The 20559-nt window shown below is 67.4% G+C and carries 19 protein-coding genes; 12 read left to right on the top strand and 7 right to left on the bottom strand.

Annotated elements, in window-relative coordinates; genetic code table 11:
- The first annotated feature begins 50 nt into the window (after positions 1-50).
- Positions 51-1010, top strand: a complete 960-nt coding sequence (locus AC06E7_RS00210) for a phosphate/phosphite/phosphonate ABC transporter substrate-binding protein (protein ID WP_478062377.1) — start codon at positions 51-53, stop codon at positions 1008-1010.
- On the top strand, positions 1007-3133 hold the full coding sequence (locus AC06E7_RS00205) for a putative bifunctional diguanylate cyclase/phosphodiesterase (RefSeq protein ID WP_478062375.1): 2127 nt from the start codon (positions 1007-1009) through the stop codon (positions 3131-3133). Before AC06E7_RS00210 ends, AC06E7_RS00205 begins: the two co-directional genes overlap by 4 nt.
- A gap of 274 nt (positions 3134-3407) precedes the next feature.
- On the opposite strand, the gene epmB is transcribed toward AC06E7_RS00205, so the two are convergent.
- Positions 3408-4412 carry an EF-P beta-lysylation protein EpmB gene (gene epmB, locus AC06E7_RS00200; protein WP_478062374.1) on the bottom strand — a complete coding sequence of 335 codons (1005 nt, stop codon included), beginning with the start codon at positions 4410-4412 and terminating at the stop codon, positions 3408-3410.
- Between the two features lie 93 nt (positions 4413-4505).
- Between epmB and efp the strand changes: the two genes are divergently transcribed.
- The 5 genes from efp (at position 4506) to AC06E7_RS00175 (ending at position 8895) form a co-directional block, all read left to right on the top strand.
- Entirely contained in the window at positions 4506-5075 is a 570-nt protein-coding gene (gene efp, locus AC06E7_RS00195; protein ID WP_145480068.1) for an elongation factor P, read from the top strand.
- Positions 5076-5283: 208 nt separating this feature from the next.
- Positions 5284-6627, top strand: coding sequence for a TRZ/ATZ family hydrolase (locus AC06E7_RS00190; protein WP_478062372.1), 1344 nt, complete (start codon positions 5284-5286; stop codon positions 6625-6627).
- A gap of 33 nt (positions 6628-6660) precedes the next feature.
- Positions 6661-7392: a bifunctional 2-polyprenyl-6-hydroxyphenol methylase/3-demethylubiquinol 3-O-methyltransferase UbiG gene (gene ubiG, locus AC06E7_RS00185; protein WP_068853241.1), complete on the top strand. Its 732-nt coding sequence runs from the start codon at positions 6661-6663 to the stop codon at positions 7390-7392.
- Positions 7376-8065 carry a phosphoglycolate phosphatase gene (locus tag AC06E7_RS00180; RefSeq protein ID WP_478063598.1) on the top strand — a complete coding sequence of 230 codons (690 nt, stop codon included), beginning with the start codon at positions 7376-7378 and terminating at the stop codon, positions 8063-8065. The genes ubiG and AC06E7_RS00180 overlap by 17 nt, the downstream gene beginning before the upstream one ends.
- Before the next feature lie 122 nt (positions 8066-8187).
- On the top strand, positions 8188-8895 hold the full coding sequence (locus AC06E7_RS00175; protein WP_449325221.1) for a squalene/phytoene synthase family protein: 708 nt from the start codon (positions 8188-8190) through the stop codon (positions 8893-8895).
- Between the two features lie 88 nt (positions 8896-8983).
- Here AC06E7_RS00175 and AC06E7_RS00170 read toward each other — a convergent pair whose 3' ends face one another.
- From AC06E7_RS00170 to yidD, 3 genes are read right to left on the bottom strand one after another with little or no spacing between them, the layout of a single operon-like run.
- Positions 8984-9829 (bottom strand): M23 family metallopeptidase, encoded by an 846-nt coding sequence (locus tag AC06E7_RS00170; RefSeq protein ID WP_306988072.1) that lies wholly within the window; start codon positions 9827-9829, stop codon positions 8984-8986.
- Positions 9829-11175, bottom strand: coding sequence for a dihydroorotase (locus AC06E7_RS00165; RefSeq protein ID WP_093532455.1), 1347 nt, complete (start codon positions 11173-11175; stop codon positions 9829-9831). Before AC06E7_RS00165 ends, AC06E7_RS00170 begins: the two co-directional genes overlap by 1 nt.
- A 1-nt stretch (position 11176) precedes the next feature.
- On the bottom strand, positions 11177-11431 hold the full coding sequence (gene yidD / locus AC06E7_RS00160) for a membrane protein insertion efficiency factor YidD (protein ID WP_184126588.1): 255 nt from the start codon (positions 11429-11431) through the stop codon (positions 11177-11179).
- Between the two features lie 271 nt (positions 11432-11702).
- On the opposite strand from yidD, the gene dksA reads away from it, so the two are divergent.
- The gene (gene dksA, locus AC06E7_RS00155; RefSeq protein WP_478062370.1) at positions 11703-12938 is read left to right on the top strand and encodes an RNA polymerase-binding protein DksA; all 1236 of its coding nucleotides are present in this window, start codon (positions 11703-11705) and stop codon (positions 12936-12938) included.
- 63 nt (positions 12939-13001) lie between these two features.
- Here dksA and AC06E7_RS00150 read toward each other — a convergent pair whose 3' ends face one another.
- From AC06E7_RS00150 to cysS, 3 genes are read right to left on the bottom strand one after another with little or no spacing between them, the layout of a single operon-like run.
- Positions 13002-14255, bottom strand: a complete 1254-nt coding sequence (locus tag AC06E7_RS00150; protein WP_478062368.1) for an MFS transporter — start codon at positions 14253-14255, stop codon at positions 13002-13004.
- Entirely contained in the window at positions 14252-14695 is a 444-nt protein-coding gene (locus AC06E7_RS00145; protein WP_093532579.1) for a SufE family protein, read from the bottom strand. The genes AC06E7_RS00150 and AC06E7_RS00145 overlap by 4 nt, the downstream gene beginning before the upstream one ends.
- A gap of 26 nt (positions 14696-14721) precedes the next feature.
- Complete coding sequence (gene cysS, locus AC06E7_RS00140) at positions 14722-16092, bottom strand: cysteine--tRNA ligase (RefSeq protein WP_478062366.1); 1371 nt, start codon at positions 16090-16092, stop codon at positions 14722-14724.
- 208 nt (positions 16093-16300) lie between these two features.
- Between cysS and AC06E7_RS00135 the strand changes: the two genes are divergently transcribed.
- From AC06E7_RS00135 to AC06E7_RS00120, 4 genes are all read left to right on the top strand, one after another.
- Positions 16301-16861, top strand: a complete 561-nt coding sequence (locus tag AC06E7_RS00135) for a hypothetical protein (RefSeq protein ID WP_184126593.1) — start codon at positions 16301-16303, stop codon at positions 16859-16861.
- A 278-nt stretch (positions 16862-17139) separates the two neighbouring features.
- The gene (locus tag AC06E7_RS00130) at positions 17140-18150 is read left to right on the top strand and encodes an N-acetylornithine carbamoyltransferase (protein ID WP_093532459.1); all 1011 of its coding nucleotides are present in this window, start codon (positions 17140-17142) and stop codon (positions 18148-18150) included.
- 75 nt (positions 18151-18225) lie between these two features.
- Positions 18226-19419 carry an argininosuccinate synthase gene (locus AC06E7_RS00125; protein ID WP_478062363.1) on the top strand — a complete coding sequence of 398 codons (1194 nt, stop codon included), beginning with the start codon at positions 18226-18228 and terminating at the stop codon, positions 19417-19419.
- A gap of 9 nt (positions 19420-19428) precedes the next feature.
- The gene (locus AC06E7_RS00120) at positions 19429-20517 is read left to right on the top strand and encodes an acetylornithine deacetylase (RefSeq protein ID WP_093532461.1); all 1089 of its coding nucleotides are present in this window, start codon (positions 19429-19431) and stop codon (positions 20515-20517) included.
- The last annotated feature ends 42 nt before the right edge of the window (positions 20518-20559 follow it).

The raw sequence follows: 20559 nt of genomic DNA, 5'->3' as shown, positions 1-20559 counted from the left end.
GCACGTCTCACTTTTTCGGGTAGGCTGTCTCGATTCCTTGGGGGGAGCGGATGGGATTGCCGGTACTGCGATGGCTGTTGCAGGGAGGGTTGCTGTGTCTGGCCAGCGTCTTGACGGCTGGCACCGCAGCGGCCGCCCCTGATGACACCCGTCCAGGCCACGCCGACCCGGACCACGTCCTGGTGCTGGGCCGGATCAGCGACAACCCCAAGTCACACTATGCGCAACTGCAACCCCTGCTCGACTACGTTGTTCCGCGCATGCGCGATGTCGGCATCACCGAAGGCCGCATCCTGATGGCGCCCGATGCGCAGCAGATGGCCAGCTACCTGCGCCGGGGCCGGGTCGACTGGGTCACCGAAACCTCCGGCACCGCCGTCAACCTGGGCCTGCGCAGCGGCGCCCAGCCGCTGCTGCTGACCGAACGCAGCGGCGTGCGCGACTACCAGACCGTGTTCTTCGTGCGCCGCGACAGCCCCATCACCTCGCTGGCCGAACTCAAGGGCCACACCCTGGCCCTGCAGAACGTGGCCTCCACCAGCGCCTACCTGGTGCCGGTGATGACCCTGTTGCAGAACGGCCTCACCCCGGAGATCCTGTTGTCCGCGCGCGACGCGGCCGCGCCCGATACGGTGGGCTATGTGTTCGCGCGGTCGGAGGCCAACATCGCCACCTTCGTGCACAAGGGCATGGTCGATGCCGGCGCGGTCAGCAGCGTGGATTGGGCCGATCCGCACCGGATTCCGGCCGCGTTCCGCCGCGACTTCCGTGCCATCCATCGCACCGAGCCGTACCCGCGTGCGGTGGAAGTGGTGCGCGCGGGGCTGGACCCGAAGGTGCGTGACAGGTTGCAGCAGGTACTGCTGGATGCCGCCTCGGATCCGCAGGCGCAGGATGCGCTCGAGAAGTTTTTTGGTACGTCCGGGTTCCATCGGGTCGATGCGCAGATGCAGCACCGTTTGGATGAATTGAAACAGGGTCTTACACGCGTGCGGATGGAAGTGGAATGAGGCCGTTGGGTTCCGGAATGCAGTCCCGTTTCGTGTTGGCGATGGGCGGGGCGATGGTGGTGGTGGTGGCGATCGTGGCCGTGGTGCTGGGGCGCCAGGCGGCGATGCAGGAGGAGGTCAAGCACCTCAGCGGCAGCGTCATCCACGAACTGTTCGACCGCAGCGTGCGCAGCCGGGGCGAGGCCCTGGCGCGCGAGCTGTCCGACGCGCTGGCCAACCCGCTGTACTACAACGACCTGGCCCAGGTAGGTGCGCTGGTGCGCAATACCTCGCGGCAGCAGGTGGTGCGCTACGTGCTGGTGTTCGACGAGGACGGCAAGCTGATCCACGACGGTTCGACCGAAGTGGTCGATTTCGGCCGGCCCATGGAAGATCCGCTGGCCGCCGGGGCAGTGGGCGCGCGCAAGCTGGTGGTGCAGCAATCGCCCAAAGTGCTCGACAACGCGATGCCGATCATGATCGGCAACCAGCGCATCGGCGGCGTCCGCGTCGGCATGGCGCTGGATGACGTGCAGGCCATGGAGCAGCGGGCCAACCTGACCCTGGGCGAGCGCCTGCAGCAGGTGGGCAAGCGCCACCTGGGCTGGCTGCTGCTGATGCTGGGCCTGCTGCTGGCCATCGGCGCGGGGGTCATCGTGTATGTGCAGCGCACCCTGGTCGGCCCGATCCGCGGGTTGGCCGCCGCCGCGCGCCAGATCGAGGCGGGTGACTACCGGCCGCAGCTGAGCAACAGCAACCGCCAGGACGAAGTGGGCGAGCTGGTACGTGCCTTCGGCCGGATGAGCGAGGCCATTGCGCGGCACGACCGCGAAGTGCGCCAAATGGCGTATACCGATGCCCTGACCGGGCTGACCAACCGGCTGGCGTTCCGCGAGGCGCTGGACCACCGGCTGATGGCCGCGCGCGCGTCCAACCACCGCTTGGGCCTGTTGTTCGCCGACATGGACGACTTCAAGCGCGTCAACGACACCCTCGGCCACGAGGCCGGCGATGAAGCGCTGCTGCAGTTCGCCCAGCGCATCAGTGCGGCCGTGGCCCAGGCCGGCGGCGATGAAGCGCTGCTGGCCCGCTTTGGCGGCGACGAGTTCGTGATCCTGATCGGCGATGGCGACGTGGCGGCGAGCGCGCGCCAGCTGGCTGAACTGCTGGTCCGCGAACTGAGCAAGCCGCTGGTGGTGCAGGGCCGCGAGCTGTTCCTCGGCACCTCCATCGGCGTGACCCTGTTCCCCGACGATGCCGCCGATGCGACCACCCTGCTCAAGAATGGCGACATCGCCATGTACCAGGCCAAGGTCGCCGGCAAGAACTGCTACCGCTATTACAGCCGGGCCATGGACCATGCGGTGGAGCGCCGCGTGCACATGGAGCAGGAACTGCGCGGCGCCTGGGAGCGCGGCGAGCTGCGCCTGGTCTACCAGCCGATCTTCCGTACCCGCGACCGCCGCATGGTCGGGGTCGAAGTGCTGCTGCGCTGGCAGCACCCCACCCTGGGCACCATTCCGCCCTCGGTGTTCATCGAAGTGGCCGAACAGAGCGGCCTGATCGAAGTGATCGGCCCGAAGGTGCTGCGCGCGGCCTGCATGGAAGCGGTGCAGTGGCCGCATTCGTCCGATGGCGAAGGCATGTTCGTCTCGGTCAACGTATCCCCGCGCCAGCTGCGCGGCGGCGAGCTGCCCCAGCTGGTGGCCGACTGCCTGCGTGACACCGGCCTGCCGGCCTCGCGCCTGCACCTGGAGCTGACCGAAACGGCGGTGATCGGCGATGAGATGCTGGCCGCGGCCCTGCTGGACAAGCTGCACCGCACCGGCGTGAAGGTCTGGCTGGACGATTTCGGCACCGGCTTCTCGGGGCTGAGCCACCTGCGCCAGGTGCCGGTGGACGGGGTCAAGATCGACAAGAGCTTCGTCGCCGACATGCAGCGCGACCCGGACGACCTGGCCCTGACCACGGCGATCATCGCCATGGCCCACGCGCTGGGCATCACCGTGGTGGCCGAAGGCATCGAACAGGAAGTGCAGTTCGACCTGCTGAGCCAGCGCGGTTGCGACCTGGCGCAGGGCTATTGGTTGAGCGTGCCGATCACGGCCACCGATGTCGTGGAAATGATCGAATCGGGCAGATAAAAAGGCGCCGGAAATGTTCCGGGCCCCTGGTTGATTGATCCCGATCCCAATGGGCCCGTAACAATTCGTAGCCCCGGCCGTTGGCCGGCTGCTTTTCGTTCGGGCGTCATGAACGCCCGACGCGCGGCTTCGGAACGCCCAAACGCCGGGGTGTTGGCCGCAACCGTTGCGCGACCGTCTCCGGACGCTTGGGCCGCGCTGCGCGCGGTGTCCGGCCAACGGCCGGGGCTACGAATTGTTACGTAACGTCCAGAGGGTCCGGATACGTCAGGCGTCACACCGGGCGCTTGCTGGAATCGCCGGAAATTTCCCGCACCAGCTTCGGCACCAGGTACCCGGACAGCCGCGCCGTCAGCTGCGCGTGCAGCGATTTGGCCGTTGCATCGTCCACCTCGAAATGCGCCACGCCCTGTACCCGGTCCACCTGGTACAGGTAGTACGGCAGCACGCCTGCAGCAAAACTGCGCTCGCTCAGGTCCTGCAGCGCCTGCAGCGAATCGTTCACCCCGCGCAGCAGCACTGCCTGGTTGAGCAGGGTGGCGCCGGCGCCGCGCAAACGCGCCATGGCCGCATCCACCGATGCATCGAATTCATTGGCGTGGTTGGCGTGGATCACGAACGCCACCGGCCAGGGCAGGGCGGCGATCCACTGCACCAGCTCCTCGTCCACCCGTTCGGGCAGCACCACCGGCAGGCGGCTGTGGATGCGCAGGCGGCGCAGGTGCGGAATCTGCTTCAGCGCCTGGGTCAGCTCCACCAGCTTGTGGGTGGCCAGCGACAGCGGATCGCCGCCGGACAGGATCACTTCGTCGATGCCCGGGTCCTGCGCGATCGCGTCCACCGCCTCGCGCCAGCCCTCGCGGGCCGCGTTCTCGGTGCCGTAGTCGAAATGCCGGCGGAAGCAGTAACGGCAGTTGATCGCGCAGCTGCCGGTGGTCACCAGCAGGGCACGGCCCTGGTACTTCTGGATCACCCCCGTGGCCTTGCGGGCCAGGCCATCGCCGACCGCATCCAGGGAGAAGCCCGGCGCATGCTGCAGCTCGTCGGTCACCGGCAGTACCTGGCGCAGCAGCGGGTCGTGGCGGTCGCCCTGGCGCATGCGGGCGATGAAGCCCTGCGGCACCCGCAGCGCGAACTGCCCGGCCGCCTCGGCCGATACCGGCAGCGCGTCCGGGTCCAGCCCCAGCTGTTCCAGCAGGGTCCGCGGGTCGCGGACCGCCTCGCGCCACAGCTGCTGCCAGCGGACGGGGGTGGGCAGGGGCGTGGCGGAGAGCTGCATGGAATGGGGGCCTGCGGTTATCATAGGGAAAGCCTTTCCATTCTATCCGGCTCGCCGCGCCTGCGCGGCGTTTGCCCATTCAGGAGTTTCAGCATGGCCACTGTTGGCATGAACGACGTCAAGAACGGGATGAAGATCCTGGTCAACAATGAACCGGCGGTCATCACCGAGACCGAGTACGTCAAGCCGGGCAAGGGCCAGGCCTTCACCCGCATCAAATATCGCTTCATCCGCTCCGGTCGTGTGGTCGAAATGACCATGAAAGCCACCGATGACGTGGAAAAGGCCGACGTTGTCGACACCAACATGGATTACATGTACAGCGACGGCGAGTACTGGCACTTCATGGACCCGGAAACCTTCGAACAGGTCCAGGCCGACAAGGCCGGCATCGGCGATGCGAAGAACTGGCTGAAGGGCGAAGAGTCCTGCATCGTGACCCTGTTCAATGGCTCGCCGATCTTCGTGCAGCCGCCGAACTTCGTTGAACTGAAGATCGTCGAAACCGATCCGGGCGTCCGTGGCGACACCTCGGGTGGTGGCGGCAAGCCGGCCACCCTGGAAACCGGCGCCGTCGTCCGCGTGCCGCTGTTCGTCAACCAGGATGAAATCATCAAGGTCGACACCCGCTCGGGCGAGTACTCCGCACGCGCCGGCAAGTAATTCGACAACGTCGAATTACGGTAGAGCCGACTGTTAGTCGGCTGCTTTTGGCGGGGTCCGAACGCGCGTCGCGAACGGCAGCCGACTAACAGTCGGCTCTACCGGGGATACGCCGCCGATATCCCGCCCGTTCGTTCCGGAGCGCCAGCGGTACGCCGCAGGCGCACCGTTCCGATTCGATGCATTACCTTTGCCTCAGCGAGACCGCATGACCGACACCACCCGCATTCCCGAACCCTGTGACCTGTTGATCGAAGCCGGTTACGTGGTCCCGATCGAACCGCATGCGGTGGTGCTGGAAGACCATGCCGTGGCCGTGCGCGGCAGCGAAATCGTGGCGATCCTGCCGCGCGCCGAAGCGCGCGCGCGCTTCAATGCCCGCCAGGTGGTCTCGCGCCCCGATGCAGCGCTGATGCCCGGCCTGGTCAACGCCCACACGCACAACCCGATGACGCTGCTGCGCGGCGTGGCCGACGACCTGCCGCTGATGGTGTGGCTGCAGCAGCACATCTGGCCGGTGGAAGCGGCGGTGATCGGCCCGGAATTTGTCGCCGATGGCACCACCCTGGCCATCGCTGAAATGCTGCGCGGTGGCACCACCTGCGCCAACGAAAACTACTTCTTCGCCGACGTCCAGGCGGCGGTCTACAAGCAGCACGGCTTCCGTGCGCTGGTCGGCGCGGTGATCATCGATTTCCCCACCGCCTGGGCCAAGACCGACGACGAGTACTTCGCCAAGGCCGGCGAGCTGCACGACCAGTGGCGCAACGACCCGCTGATCGGCACGTCGTTCGCCCCGCACGCGCCGTACACCGTCAACGACGCCAACTTCGAACGCGTGCGCATGCTGTCCGACCAGCTGGACATGCAGGTGCACCTGCACACGCATGAAACCGCCCAGGAAATCAGCGATTCGATCAAGCTGCACGGCCAGCGCCCGCTGGCACGGCTGGACCGCCTGGGGCTGGTCAACGACCGCCTGATCGCGGTGCACATGACCCAGCTGACGGAGGCGGAAATCCACCTCTGCGCCGAACGCGGCGTGAGCGTGGTGCATTGCCCCGAATCCAACCTCAAGCTGGCCTCCGGGTTCTGCCCGGCCTGCGCCCTGCAGCGCGCCGGGGTCAACCTGGCGATCGGCACCGATGGCTGCGCCAGCAACAACGATCTGGACATGTTCAGCGAAAACCGCACCGCGGCGATCCTGGCCAAGGCCGTGGCCAACGATGCCACCGCGCTGGACGCGGCCACCACGCTGCGTGCGGCCACCCTGGGTGGCGCACGCGCGCTGGGCTTCGGCGACCGCATCGGCTCGATCGAAGTGGGCAAGCAGGCCGACCTGGTCTGCGTGGACCTGTCGGCGCTGGAAACCCAGCCGCTGCACCACGTGCTTTCGCAGCTGGTGTATGCCGCCGGCCGCCACCAGGTGAGCGATGTCTGGATTGCCGGGCAGCCCAAGCTGGTCCAGCGCGAGCTGGTCGGCATGGACACCGCCGCCATCGTCGCCAACGCCCGCCAGTGGCGCGAGCGCATTCGTCACGCTCGTCATTGATATGCACGCGCCTGAGGCGCGAAAAGGACAGCCATGAACGCCCCCCACGCTTCCACCAATTTCGACCAGGCCGAGCTGGACAAGTTCGCCGCGCTCGCCAACCGCTGGTGGGACGCTGACGGTCCGCAGAAGCCCTTGCACGCACTGAACCCGGTGCGCCTGAAGTACGTTGCGGACCGGGTCACGCTGCGCGGTGCGCGCGTGCTCGACATCGGCTGCGGCGGCGGCCTGCTCAGCGAAGCGCTGGCCCAGGCCGGCGCCGACGTGACCGCCATCGACCTGGCCCCGGAGCTGGTCAAGGTCGCCCGCCTGCACGGGCTGGAGTCGGGCGTCACGGTGGACTACCGCGTGCAGGCCGCCGAAGACCTCGCCGCCGAACAGCCGGGCAGCTTCGACGTGGTCACCTGCATGGAAATGCTGGAACACGTGCCAGACCCGGGCGCGATCATCGCCGCCTGCCACCGCCTGCTCAAGCCGGGCGGCCAGCTGTTCCTGTCGACCGTCAACCGCACCCCGGCTGCGTTCGCCGTGGCCATCGTCGGGGCCGAATACATCGCGCGCCTGCTGCCCAAGGGCACGCACCATTACCAGGATTTCATCAAGCCGGCCGAGCTGGGCAAGTGGCTGCGCGAAGCGGATTTCAACCTGCGCGATGTCAGCGGCATGGCCTACGAGCCGTGGCGCAACCGCGCGCGGTTGAGCTCGCGCACCGACATCAACTACCTGGCCCACGCGGTCAAGCCCGACGCTGACGGCCGTGGCTGAGTCCGGTTTTCCGCAGGCGGTGCTGTTCGACCTGGACGGCACGCTGCTCGACAGTGCGCCGGACATGCTGGCCACCGCCAACGCGATGTTGGCCGAACGCGAACGCGCCCCGATCACGTTGGAGGCGTTGCGCCCGGTGGTGTCCAAGGGGTCGCGGGCGATGGTGGCCGTGGCGTTTCCCGAACTGGGGCAGGAGGCGAGTGATGCGCTGGTGCCAGAGTTTCTCGATCGCTACGAAGCGCTGATCGGCCAGCACGCGGTGCTGTTCGATGGCGTGGCCGGCATGCTCGACGCGCTGGAGGCCGCGGGCTGTGCCTGGGGCATTGTCACCAACAAGCCCGAATACCTGGCACGGCTGATCCTGCCGCAGCTGGGCTGGGAAACCCGCTGCGCGGTGCTGATCGGCGGCGACACCCTGGCCCAGCGCAAGCCGCACCCGCTGCCGCTGCTGGCCGCCGCCGAGCGGATGGGCATCGACCCGGGCACCTGCATCTACGTCGGCGATGACGAGCGCGACATCGTCGCCGCCAACGCCGCCGGCATGGCCTCGGTAGCCGCCCTGTGGGGCTACCGCCTGGACGCCGACGACCCGATGTCCTGGGGCGCCGAAGTCATGATCGAGCAGCCGGAAGCGCTGCAGCACGCCGACGCCTGGCCAGACGCCCGCCGGTAGCGCCGGCCGTTGGCCGGCCCACGGGTCGCCGGGCATCACCCTGACGCCGGTCAGACTGCGCGTCAAACAACACTGGTAGGTATCGACCGTTGGTCGATACGCGCTCCCCAAGGAATCCCCTGATGACCACCTCCACCGCCCTCGACAGCTTCCTCGACAAATGGCGGACCCGCTGGCCGGAATGGCAGGTGGCCGAACCGTTCATCGCCGAATCCCAGCGCACCCTGGTGGTGGCGTGGTTCGCGCTGCTGCAGGAGTTCGACGACATCCTCAACATCGCCGGCGACCCGATGCCGGCGGACGCCAAGCTGGCGTGGTGGGGCGAGGAGCTGCGCAGCTGGGCCGGGCAGCGTTCGCGCCATCCGCTGGGCCGCGTGCTGGAGCCCGTGCGCGCACCGTGGGCCGAACTGGCGCAGGCCCTGCCGGACCTGATCGAAGCCCGCGCCGTTCCCGTGGACCCGGCGCACGCGCAGCGTGCCCTGCAGGCCTACGGCGCCGCCGTGGCCGCAGTGGAAGCGGTGATGTTCGCTACCCCGGCGCGCGGCGATGTGGCCACCCCGGTGGTGCTGCAGACCCTGGCCCAGCGCCTGCACGAAGCGGGTGTGGCTGCAGTGCCACGTTCGCTGCTGGCGCAGGCCGATGGCGATGCCACGCAGCGCTGGGCCCAGCAGCTGGTGCGGCAGTGGCCGGCCCGCGTGGCGGGCCCGCGCCCGCGCCGCCTGTACGCCTCGCTGGCGCGCGCGCGCCAGCAGGCGTGGTCACAAGGGCGCGAGCTCAAGGCCACCCCGGTGCGCACGCTGCTGCGCACCTGGTGGGCCGCGCGCGGGTGACGTGCCGTCGGCGGGCGGCGCGGGGCGTGACGCGCCGTCTCGCATCATCAGGTCACCGGCCATCAGCCGGTCACTCCCGCGTTTCAGGTTACTTCCCGCGTTCCAGCACCAGCAGCGGGTCGATCCGCGTGTCGAACCAGTTCATGCCCCAATGCAGGTGCGGGCCGGTCGCACGGCCGGTCGCGCCGACGGCGGCAATCACCTGGCCCTGCTCGACGCGGTCGCCGACCTTTACGTCGATCCGCGACAGGTGCAGGAAGTTCGAGCTGATCCCGAACCCGTGATCCAGCAGCAATGTGCCGCCGGTGAGGTACAGATCCGGTCCGGCAAACGTCACCACGCCAGCGGCCGGCGCCTTCACCGGGGTGCCGGTCGGCACTGCGATATCCATTCCCGAATGCCCGGAACCGGGCTGCCCGTTGTACACCCGCGCATTGCCGAAGCGGCCGCTGATGCGGCCCTGCACCGGCCAGATGAAGGCCTGCGCGAAATCGGCGCGGTTGTCATCGCGCGCCCGCGCTGCGGTCACCTGCGCCTGCTCGCGCTTGATCCGCTCGGCAATCGCCGGCGGCGGGTTCACGGTCTTGGGCGGCACGCCGTTGACGCGCTCCACCGGCCAATCACGCGGGGTCACCGCAATGCTCACCGTTTCGCTGCCGCCATCAGGGCGCTGCACCTGGACCTGCAGCGGGCCTTTCTCATCGCGCCCGATCCCGAACACCACGCTGCCGTAACCGCTCACCCGCAGCGTGCGGCCGGCGTACTGCACCACGCTGCCGGCCGGCACCTTGCCGATCACCATCGCCCCCTGCGACGCGCTGGCCGGGAACACCACGCGCGCGTCGGCCTGGGCCTGGGCGGGCGAGGGCAGCAGGCCGATCACGGCCACCGGGGCCAGGGCCAGCAGGCCCAGGCCCAACACGGTTGCCCGCATCAGCGGTCGTAGCTCATGCGCTGGCCATTCGGCGCGCCCACCAGCTGGGTGCCATCCCAGGCCAGCTGGCCGTTGACCCAGGTCGAGGCCACGCGCGAACGGAAGGTCATGCCCTCGAACGGCGACCACGCGCACTTGGACAGCACGTCTTCGCGCTTCACGGTGAACGGCACGTCTTCCACCAGCACCAGGTCGGCCCAGTAGCCTTCGCGCAGGTAGCCGCGCTGGCTCACATCGAACAGCTGTGCCGGCGCGTGCGCGAACTTCTGCACCACCTGGGTGATCTCCAGCTTGCCTTCATGCACCAGCTCCAGCGCAGCCACCAGCGCGTACTGCACCAGCGGCAGGCCGGACGGCGCCTGCGCGTACGGCTTCTGCTTTTCTTCCCAGGTGTGCGGGGCGTGGTCGGTGGCCAGCACGTCGATCACGTTGTCGGCCACGGCCTGCGTCAGCGCCTCGCGGTCGCTCACTTCCTTGATCGCCGGGTTGCACTTGATCAGGTTGCCCAAGCGTGCGTAATCAGTGCGGTCAAAGCGCAGGAAGTGGATGCAGGTTTCGGCGGTGATCTGCTTGCGGCTGCCATCGGCACGGATCAGCGGGCCCTTCTCGAACAGCTTCAGCTCATCGGCGGTGGAAATGTGCAGCACGTGCAGGCGGGTGCCGTGCTTCTTCGCCAGCGCCACCGCCAGCTCCGACGACTTCAGGCAGGCTTCGCGCGAGCGGATGTCCGGGTGCTGCTCGGCGCTCAGCGCATCGCCGTACTTTTCGGCGTATTCCTTCGCCTTGGCGTCGATCATCGGGGTGTCTTCGCAGTGCGTGATGATCGGCGTCGGGGCGTACTTGAAGATCGCGTCCAGCGTTTCCGGGTTGTCCACCAGCATGTTGCCGGTGGAGGCGCCCATGAACACCTTGATGCCGGGCGAGGTTTTCGGATCCACCAGTTTGATGTCGGCCAGGTTGTCGTTGCTTGCGCCCATGTAGAAGCCGTAGTTGGCGCGCGCGCGACCGGCGGCACTGTCGTACTTGGCCTGCAGGGCCGCCGCGTTGAGCGTCGGCGGATTGGTGTTGGGCATGTCCATGAAGCTGGTCAGGCCACCGGCCACCGCGGCCGCCGATTCGGTGGCGATGTCGCCTTTGTGGGTCAAGCCGGGTTCGCGGAAGTGCACCTGGTCGTCGATCATCCCGGGCAGCAGCCAGCGGCCGGCGGCATCGACCACCGTGTCGCCGTCCTGCGGCTGCAGGCCGGTGCCGATCTGCGCGATGCGGCCGTTGTCGATGCGCAGGTCGCCGTCGAAGATGCGGCCTTCGTTGACCATGCGGGCGTTGACGATGAGCGTGGAGGGCATTTCAGTGTTTTCCTGTGCAGCGGCAATCGGCGTGGCCGGTGCGCGGCGGCACCTCGTCCACGCCACCGGGATGGAAGGGGTGGCAGCGCCCCAGCCGGCGCGCGGCCAGCCAGCTGCCACGCGCGGGGCCATGCGTGGCGATGGCTTGCATGGCGTATTCAGAACAGCTCGGCATGAACCGGCAGCGCGGCCCAAGCAGGGGGCTGATGAAGCGCTTGTAGAAGCGCAACAGGGCAATGAGCAGGTGGGAGATCACCCCCCAATCTTAGAGCAGTTGGCATGAAGGCCGCATTTGTCGCAGGATGGGGTGTTGGACCCGTCCGCGCTGGTGCGCGGCGGGGCCGCCCCGGCGCCATCGCCGGGTCAGGTTCCGAACTGCGCAGGTCGTTCCGCCCCGGCGGGGGAACGGCCACACACCGCTGTGTTCTCCAACTGAACGGAGTAGGCGGAGTGGTTGCTGCTGCTGGTCGGGTAGGCTATAAAGGCCCGCTTTCCCGGGCCCCGGGGAAACCAAGGAAGAGCGTTTCGTGGCTGCTAAAAAAACTGCAAAGAAGGCCGTCCAGGCCGCCAAGAAAACCGCCAAGCCTGTTGCTAAGAAGTTGGCGGCCAAGACCGTTGCCAAGAAACCGGCCGCAAAGCCGGCGGGCAAGCCTGCATCCAAACAACCGGCGGCCAGGACGGCACCCGTGAAGAAAGCGGCGGCCAAGAAAGCCCCCGCCAAGAAGGTGGTCGCCAAGTCGCCGGTGAAAACGCCGGTGAAGAAGGTGGCAACCAAGCCGGTGGCCAAGAAGGCCGTGGCCAAGAAGCCCGTCGCCAAAGCTGCACAGCCGCCGAAGGCTGCCCAGGCACCGGTGAAGAGAGCCGCGCCCGCCAGCAAGCCTGTGGCCAAGAAATCCGTAACGCCGGCGGCCAAGACCGCGCCGGCGAAAAAAGCGGTTGCCAAGCCTGCACCGGCCAAGCCGGCAAAGGCCGCCAAGCCGGCAACCAAGCCGGCAGCAACCAAGCCGGCTGCCAAGCCGGTTGCAGCACCCGTAGTGAAGTCCGCACCGAAGCCGGCACCGCCGGCACCGGCCAAGTCTGTCCCGGCCAAGGCCGCGGCCAAGCCTGCTCCAGCTCCGGCGCCCGCGCCGAAGCCGGTGGCGGCAGCCCCCGCGCCAAAAGCCCCGCAAAACAAGAATCCCGTGCCCGTTTCGAAATCGCCTGCAAAAACTCCCGTGAAATCCGAATCCGCCCCCAAGCCCGTGTCGCGTCCGGTTGGCAAGGTCGCCGTTGCCGTGGCAGCGCGTTCGTCCGCCCCGGCCCCGCGCACCAAGGTCAAGGTGGTCGAGTACAAGACTGACGAAGCCACCGGTCGTCCGATCCTGCCCGACGGCTACAAGCCGAGCGCGGAAGAGGAGTACATGAGCCCGCTGCAGCTGGAGTATTTCCGCCAGCGCCTGCAGCACTGGCGCAATGAACTGGTCGAGGAATCCAAGCAGACCATCGCCAACCTGCAGGAAGAAGTGCGTGACATCGGCGACGAAGCCGAGCGCGCCACCCGCGAGACCGAGAACTCGCTGGAACTGCGTACCCGCGACCGCTACCGCAAGCTGATCGGCAAGATCAACAGCACGCTCAAGCGCCTGGAAGACGGTGACTACGGCTTCTGCGTCGACACCGGCGAAGAAATCGGCCTGGACCGCCTCGAAGCGCGCCTGACCGCCGAACGCACCATCGACGCCCAGGAGCGTTGGGAGCACCTGCAGAAGCAGCAGGGCGACTGATCCCAAGTCGTTGATCCAATCAAAAAACCCGGCCAAGGCCGGGTTTTTTGTTGCCGTTTGCGGTTACTGCAGATCGCGCAGATTCAACCGGCGCAGGGTGGGGTTCTTCCAGGCGGTGATCCCGGCGACGCTCAACACCGCGAACCCGCCCAGCACCACTGCCGGCACCAGGCCCAGCAGCTTGGCCATCGTGCCCGCGTAGAACGCGCCCAGCTCATTGGACGAGCTGATGAAAATGCCGTTGATCGATGACACCCGCCCGCGCATTTCTTCCGGCGTCGCCAGCTGCAGGATGGTCGAACGGATCACCACCGACACCCCGTCGAAAGCCCCGTAGAACAGCAGGATCACGGCCGACAGCCAGAAGCTGTGCGACAGCCCGAAGCCGATCACGCACAACCCGAACCCGGCCACCGCGAACAGCAGCACCCGCCCCGCATGCCGCTGCAGCGGCCGGCGCGCCAGCCACAGGCCCACGCACACCGAGCCCATTGCCGGTGCGGCGCGCAGGATGCCCAGCCCTTCCGGACCGTGGTGCAGGATTTCGTGCAGGAACGCCGGCAGCATCGCCACCACCCCGCCCAGCAGCACCGAAAACATGTCCAGCGCCATCGCGCCGACCATGATGCGGTTGCCCAGCACGAAGCGGCCGCCCTCGGCGATGCTCTTGAAGATCGGCGCCGCCGGCCCGGTGTGCACCGGCTCGGAGACCCGCAGCATGGCCAGGCAGCCCAGCGCGCCGAGCGCCGCCGCCACCGCCACTCCGTAGGACAGGCTCTTGCCGCCCCAGGCCACCAGCCCGCCGCCCAGCGCCGGGCCTACTACCATGCCCGCCTGGAACACCACCGACCCCAGCCCCGCGCCACGCGCGAACTGGTGGCGTTCCAGCACACGCGCGAACAGCGCGTTGTAGATCGGCGACAGGAACGCCCTCACCATGCCCGTCATCGCCACGGCCGCATAGATCGGCCACACCCCGTGGAACGGCAGCCAGCCCTCCGCCACTGCCGTCAGCACCACCGCCGTCAGCACCAGCCCGCTGCACGCCACCATGCCCAGCCGGCGGCGTGGCAGGTGGTCCACCAGGTAGCCGGCGAACGGCGCCACGCAGAAGAACGGCAGCACCTCGGCCAGCCCGACCAGTCCCAGCGAGAACGGGTTGCGGGTGACTTCGTAGATATGCCAGCCCACCGTGACCGCCACGATCTGGTAGGACAGCATCGCCAGGATGCGGTACGCCAGCAGCAGCGAAAAACCCGGCCGCGTGAGCAGGCCCAGCGCGCTCTCGGCGGCTTCGGAAGGGGCAGGCGAACTCACGGCGCCGACTGCGCCTGCGCGGTCTCACGGATGAAGGCCAGCATCGCCGCCACCCCGTTGCTGCGGGTCGGCGAAAGGTGCCGCGACAGCCCGATGTCCTGGATGTAGGTCGGCTCGGTGGCCAGGATCTCGGCCGCCGAACGCCCCGAATACACCCGCAGCGCCAGGTAGATCAGGCCCGAGACGATCGCCGAATCACTGATCGCATGGAAGCGCAGCGTATCGGCGTTGCCCTCCGGCACGATCCACACCATCGACTGGCAGCCCAGCAGGCGGTGTTCCTCGGTTTTCCATGCGTCCGGGAACACCGGCAGCTTGCGGCCCAGGTCGATCAGGTACTGGTAACGCTCGGACCAGTCACCGAAGAACGCGAATTCCTCGGCAATGGCGGCCTGCGCGTCGGCAGCGGTGGGTTCAATCGGGAACGGGGAATCGATCACAGCACTCTCTATCTGTTTCAACGGTTTCAACGCTTGCGTGACCAGCGCACGCCCTGCGCGGTGTCTTCCAGCACGATGCCCGCTGCGGCCAGCTGGTCACGGATCGCATCGGAACGGGCGAAATCGCGGGCCTGCTTGGCCGCCGCACGCTCGTCGATCAGCGCCTGGATGCGCGCGTCATCATCGGCGTCGCCGCCGCTGGTGCCGAACCACGCAGCCGGGTCCTGCTGCAGCAGCCCCAGCGCCTGCCCAGCGCCCAGCAGGGCCGATTTCCAGCCCGCCTTGTCGGCCGGTTCGGCGCGGCGCGCTTCCGCGCCCAGCCGGGCCAGCTCGGCCAGCGCCTGCGGGGTGTTCAGGTCATCGTCCAGCGCCGCCTCGATCTCGGCCGGGATGGTCGGGGTCGCGGCCACGTCGGCCAGGTCGCGCAGGGTGCCGTACAGGCGGTCCAGGGTACGCACCGACTGCTCGATCAGCGCATCGGACCAGTCCAGCGGCTGCCGGTAATGGGCCGACAACAGGGCCAGCCGCAGCGCCTCCGGGGCGTGCTGGCGGACCAGATCGTGGACCCGCTCGATGTTGCCGATCGACTTGCTCATCTTGGCGCCGCCGAAATTGAGCATGCCGTTGTGCAGCCAGAACCGGGCGAAGGTCTGCCCGCCGTGGGCGCACTCGCTCTGCGCGATCTCGTTTTCGTGGTGCGGGAACTGCAGGTCCACGCCACCGGCATGGATGTCGATGGTCGGGCCCAGGTGCGCGGCGGCCATCGCCGAGCACTCGATGTGCCAGCCCGGGCGGCCCCGGCCCCAGGGCGATTCCCAGCCCGGCAGGTCGTCGCTGGAGGGCTTCCACAGCACGAAGTCGCCCGGGTCGCGCTTGTACGGGGCCACGTCCACCCGGGCGCCGGCCAGCATTTCGTCCGGGTCGCGGCGCGAGAGCTTGCCGTAGTCGGCGTAGGAGGGCACCGAGAACAGCACGTGGCCGTCGGCCGCGTAGGCGTGGCCGGCCGCGATCAGCTGCTCGATCATGGTGATGATGTGCGGGATGTGCGCGGTGGCTTCCGGCTCGATGTCCGGCGGCACCACGCCCAGCGCGGCCATGTCTTCACGGTAGGCAGCGGCGAAGCGGTCGGTGATGGCCGAAATCGGCACCCCCTGCTCGCGCGCGGCCGTGTTGATCTTGTCGTCCACGTCGGTGATGTTGCGGGCGTAGCGCAGCCCGCCGAAGCGGCGCCGCAGCAGGTCGGCCAGCACCCCGAACACCACCGGGCCCCGGGCGTTGCCGATATGGACGTAGTTGTAGACCGTGGGGCCGCACACATACAGGGTCGGACAGGTCGGATCGAGCGGGGTGAACGGTTCGAGCTGGCGTGTCAGGTTGTTGTGCAGGCGCAGGGTCATGGGGGCGTAGGGCCGGGCGGAGTAGGGGCAAGCCTTCGATTTTAGATCACAACGGCCCCCAGCGCCGGCCCCGGGACGCCGCCCGTTGCCCCCTGATTTCGCAAACGACACGGTTCGGTATGGGCAGAAGCGTCGCGGAAGGGTAATGTTCAGCCCCTTGTGCCACGCACTGCCTACACTATCCGCCTTGTCCTCTTTCCTGTTGCCAATGAAATCCGCTTCGTTGCTGACGCTGACCTGCCTGCTGGGGAGCGCCGCTTTCATGGCGTGCGCCCAGGACGCCGAAGTCCGTAACCGGGTGGTGATCGTGGAGAACGTGAAGTTCGACTACGCGCAGGTGCTCAACGTGGAGCCGGTATTCCAGACCCTGCGGGCTACCCGCACCGAGGAACATTGCGAACCGGTATCCACCCGGACCCTGGCCCCGGTCAACGTCACCGGCGAAGAGCCGCAGGAAGAGAAGGGCCGGTTCGGCCGTTTCATGGATTCGGTCCGCTCCATCTTCAAGCGTGAAGACGGCAGCACCGAAGACATGGCCCCCGTCGTGGAAGCCCCGGCCGCCAACAACGGCCCGCTGCTGACCCGCGATTGCCGCATCATCCCGGTCGGCCGCGAGTTCCGCCGGCCCATCGCCTATGACGTGGATTACGTCTACAAGGGCACCAAGTACCGCTCGCGCCTGCCCGAAGACCCCGGCAACCGGCTCAAGATCCGCGTCTCCATCACCCCGTGGGTGGGGGCGGAGCAGGGCAGCGCGGCAAATCCCTGAACCGTCGGTTCAGGCCTTGCGCCGTGCCCGATCACATGCAAAGATGGGCGGCCATGAAACTCACCGACTTCCAGCACGACACCAGCGCCGCCCGTATGGCTACGGGCATGACGTCGCGTGCCCGCCGACCGGAACCCCACATTTTCGCTGGGTAACCGGAGCTTCGTGCTGTCTGTTCGGAAAACCCAGCCCCCGCGCTGGGTTTTTTCGTTTCTACGATCTGAAAAGTTGCATTTGTACCCTTTCTTCCATTGAAACCCGCCTCAAAGGATCGATCGATGTCCCTGAAGCACTTCCTGAACACCCAGGATTGGAGCCGTACCGAGCTGGATGCCCTGCTGACCCAGGCCGCGTTGTTCAAGCGCAACAAGCTGGGCGACGAGCTCAAGGGCAAATCGATTGCCCTGGTGTTCTTCAACCCGTCCATGCGCACCCGCACCAGCTTCGAACTGGGCGCCTTCCAGCTGGGCGGGCACGCGATCGTGCTGCAGCCGGGCAAGGATGCATGGCCGATCGAGTTCAACCTCGGCACGGTGATGGACGGCGACACCGAAGAGCACATCGCCGAAGTGGCCAAGGTGCTGGGCCGCTATGTCGACCTGATCGGCGTGCGCGCGTTCCCGAAGTTCATCGACTGGGCGCAGGACCGTGAGGACATCGTGCTCAAGGCGTTCGCGAAGTACTCGCCGGTGCCGGTGATCAACATGGAAACCATCACCCACCCGTGCCAGGAACTGGCCCACGTCATGGCGCTGCAGGAACACTTCGGCACCCAGGACCTGCGCGGCAAGAAGTACGTGCTGACCTGGACCTACCACCCCAAGCCGCTCAACACCGCCGTGGCCAACTCGGCACTGACCATCGCCACCCGCATGGGCATGGACGTGACCCTGCTGTGCCCGACCGCCGATTACATCCTCGATGACCGCTACATGGGCTGGGCCGAGCAGAACGTGGCCGAGAACGGCGGTTCGCTGAAGATCAGCCACGACATCGCCAGCGCCTACAGCGGCGCCGACGTGGTGTACGCCAAGAGCTGGGGCGCGCTGCCGTTCTTCGGCAACTGGGAACCGGAAAAGCCCATCCGCGACCAGTACAAGCACTTCATCGTCGACGAAGCCAAGATGGCCATGACCAACAACGGCGTGTTCAGCCATTGCCTGCCGCTGCGCCGCAACGTCAAGGCCACCGACGGCGTGATGGATTCGGCGCAGTGCATCGCCATCAACGAAGCGGAAAACCGCCTGCACGTGCAGAAGGCCATCATGTCGGCGTTGGCCGGCCGGTAATCGCGCGTTTCACCCCATTTAATCGCGCGTTTCACCCCATTTTTCCTATAAACCCCCACTTCGGACCCGACCCCCATGAGCAAGAAAGACATCGTCCTGGCCTTCTCCGGCGGACTCGACACCAGCTTCTGCGTGCCCTACCTGCAGGAGCGCGGCTACAACGTGCACACCGTGTTCGCCGACACCGGCGGCGTGGATGACGAAGAGCGTGATTTCATCGAAAAGCGCGCCGCCGAACTGGGCGTGACCAGCCACGTCACCGTCGACGGTGGCCCGGCCATCTGGAAGGGGTTCGTCAAGCCGTTCGTGTGGGCCGGCGAAGGCTACCAGGGCCAGTACCCGCTGCTGGTGTCGGACCGCTACCTGATTGTCGATGCCGCGCTCAAGCGCGCCGCCGAACTGGGTACCAACATCATCGCCCACGGCTGCACCGGCATGGGCAACGACCAGGTCCGCTTCGACCTGGCCGTGAAGGCACTGGGCGATTACCAGATCGTCGCGCCGATCCGTGAAATCCAGAAGGAACACACCCAGACCCGCGCCTACGAGCAGAAGTACCTGGAAGAACGCGGCTTCGGCGTGCGCGCCAAGCAGCAGGCCTACACCATCAACGAAAACCTGCTGGGCCTGACCATGTCCGGCGGCGAGATCGACCGTTGGGAAGCCCCGGGCGAAGGTGCCCGCGGCTGGTGCGCACCGCGCAGCGAATGGCCGGCAGAAGCGCTGACCGTGACCCTGAAGTTCGTCGAAGGCGAAGCCGTTGAACTCAACGGCAAGGCGCTGCCGGGCGAGCAGATCCTGGCCCAGCTCAACAAGCTGTTCGCGCCGTATGGCGTGGGCCGTGGCGTGTACACCGGCGACACCGTGATCGGCCTGAAGGGCCGCATCGTGTTCGAAGCCCCGGGCCTGGTCTCGCTGCTGGCCGCGCACCGCGCGCTGGAAGATGCGGTGCTGACCAAGCAGCAGAACCGCTTCAAGCCGGACGTGGCGCGCAAGTGGGTGGAGCTGGTGTACGAAGGCTTCTACCACGACCCGCTCAAGACCGACATCGAAGCGTTCCTGAAGTCCTCGCAGGCCAAGGTCAACGGCGAAGTGGTGCTGGAAACCCGTGGCGGCCGCGTCGATGCGGTAGCGGTGAAGTCGGCGCACCTGCTCAACACCAAGGGTGCCACCTACGCGCAGTCGGCTGATTGGGGCGTGGAGGAAGCCGAAGGCTTCATCAAGCTGTTCGGCATGAGCAGCACCCTGTACGCGCAAGTCAACCGCTGAGGCCCGGGCATGTTGGAACAGACGCTCCATCACCTGCAGGCGCTGGTGTCTTTTGACACCCGCAACCCGCCGCGTGCGATCACCACCGGTGGCATCTTCGATTACCTGCGCGCGAACCTGCCCGGGTTCAACGTGGAGGTGATCGACCATGGCGACGGCGCGGTCAGCCTGTATGCGGTGCGCGGTACGCCGCGCTATCTGTTCAACGTGCACCTGGACACCGTGCCCGATTCCCCGCATTGGAGCGCCGACCCGCACGTGATGCGGCGCGCCGATGACCGGGTGATCGGGCTCGGCGTGTGCGACATCAAGGGCGCGGCCGCCGCACTGGTGGCCGCGGCCAATGCCAGCGATGGCGATGCCGCGTTCCTGTTCTCCAGCGATGAAGAAGCCAACGATCCGCGCTGCATCGCCGCGTTCCTGGCCCGTGGCATTCCGTATGAAGCGGTGCTGGTGGCCGAACCGACCATGAGCGAAGCGGTGCTGGCGCACCGGGGCATCAGCTCGGTGCTGATGCATTTCGCGGGCCGCGCCGGGCATGCCTCGGGCAAGCAGGATGCAGCCGCCAGCGCGTTGCACCAGGCCATGCGCTGGGGAAACCGCGCGCTGGACCATGTGGACTCGCTGGCGCATGCCCGTTTCGGCGGGCTGACCGGCCTGCGCTTCAACATCGGGCGCGTGGAAGGCGGCATCAAGGCCAACATGATCGCCCCGGCCGCCGAACTGCGCTTCGGCTTCCGCCCGCTGCCGTCGATGGACATCGACGCGCTGCTGGCCACCTTCGCCGGTTTTGCCGAACCGGAAGCGGCGCTGTTCACCGAAACCTTCCGCGGCCCCAGCCTGCCGGCCGGCGACATCGCCGAAGCGGAGAACCGCCGCCTTGCCGCGCGTGACGTGGCCGATGCGCTGGACCTGCCGATCGGCAACGCCGTGGACTTCTGGACCGAAGCCTCGCTGTTCTCGGCCGGTGGTTACACCACCCTGGTGTACGGCCCGGGCGACATCGCCCAGGCCCACACCGCCGACGAGTTCGTGACGCTGGAGCAGCTGCAGCGTTACACCGACGCCGTGCACCGCATCATCAGCGCCGGCGCCTGACCGAATGACGCCGTCGTGGCCCACCACTGACGGATCTCCCAC

The organism is Stenotrophomonas sp. Steno-Z4 (assembly GCF_056393145.1).
Note: the sequence above shows the minus strand (reverse complement) of the source record. Positions and strands in the feature narration are given on the sequence as shown.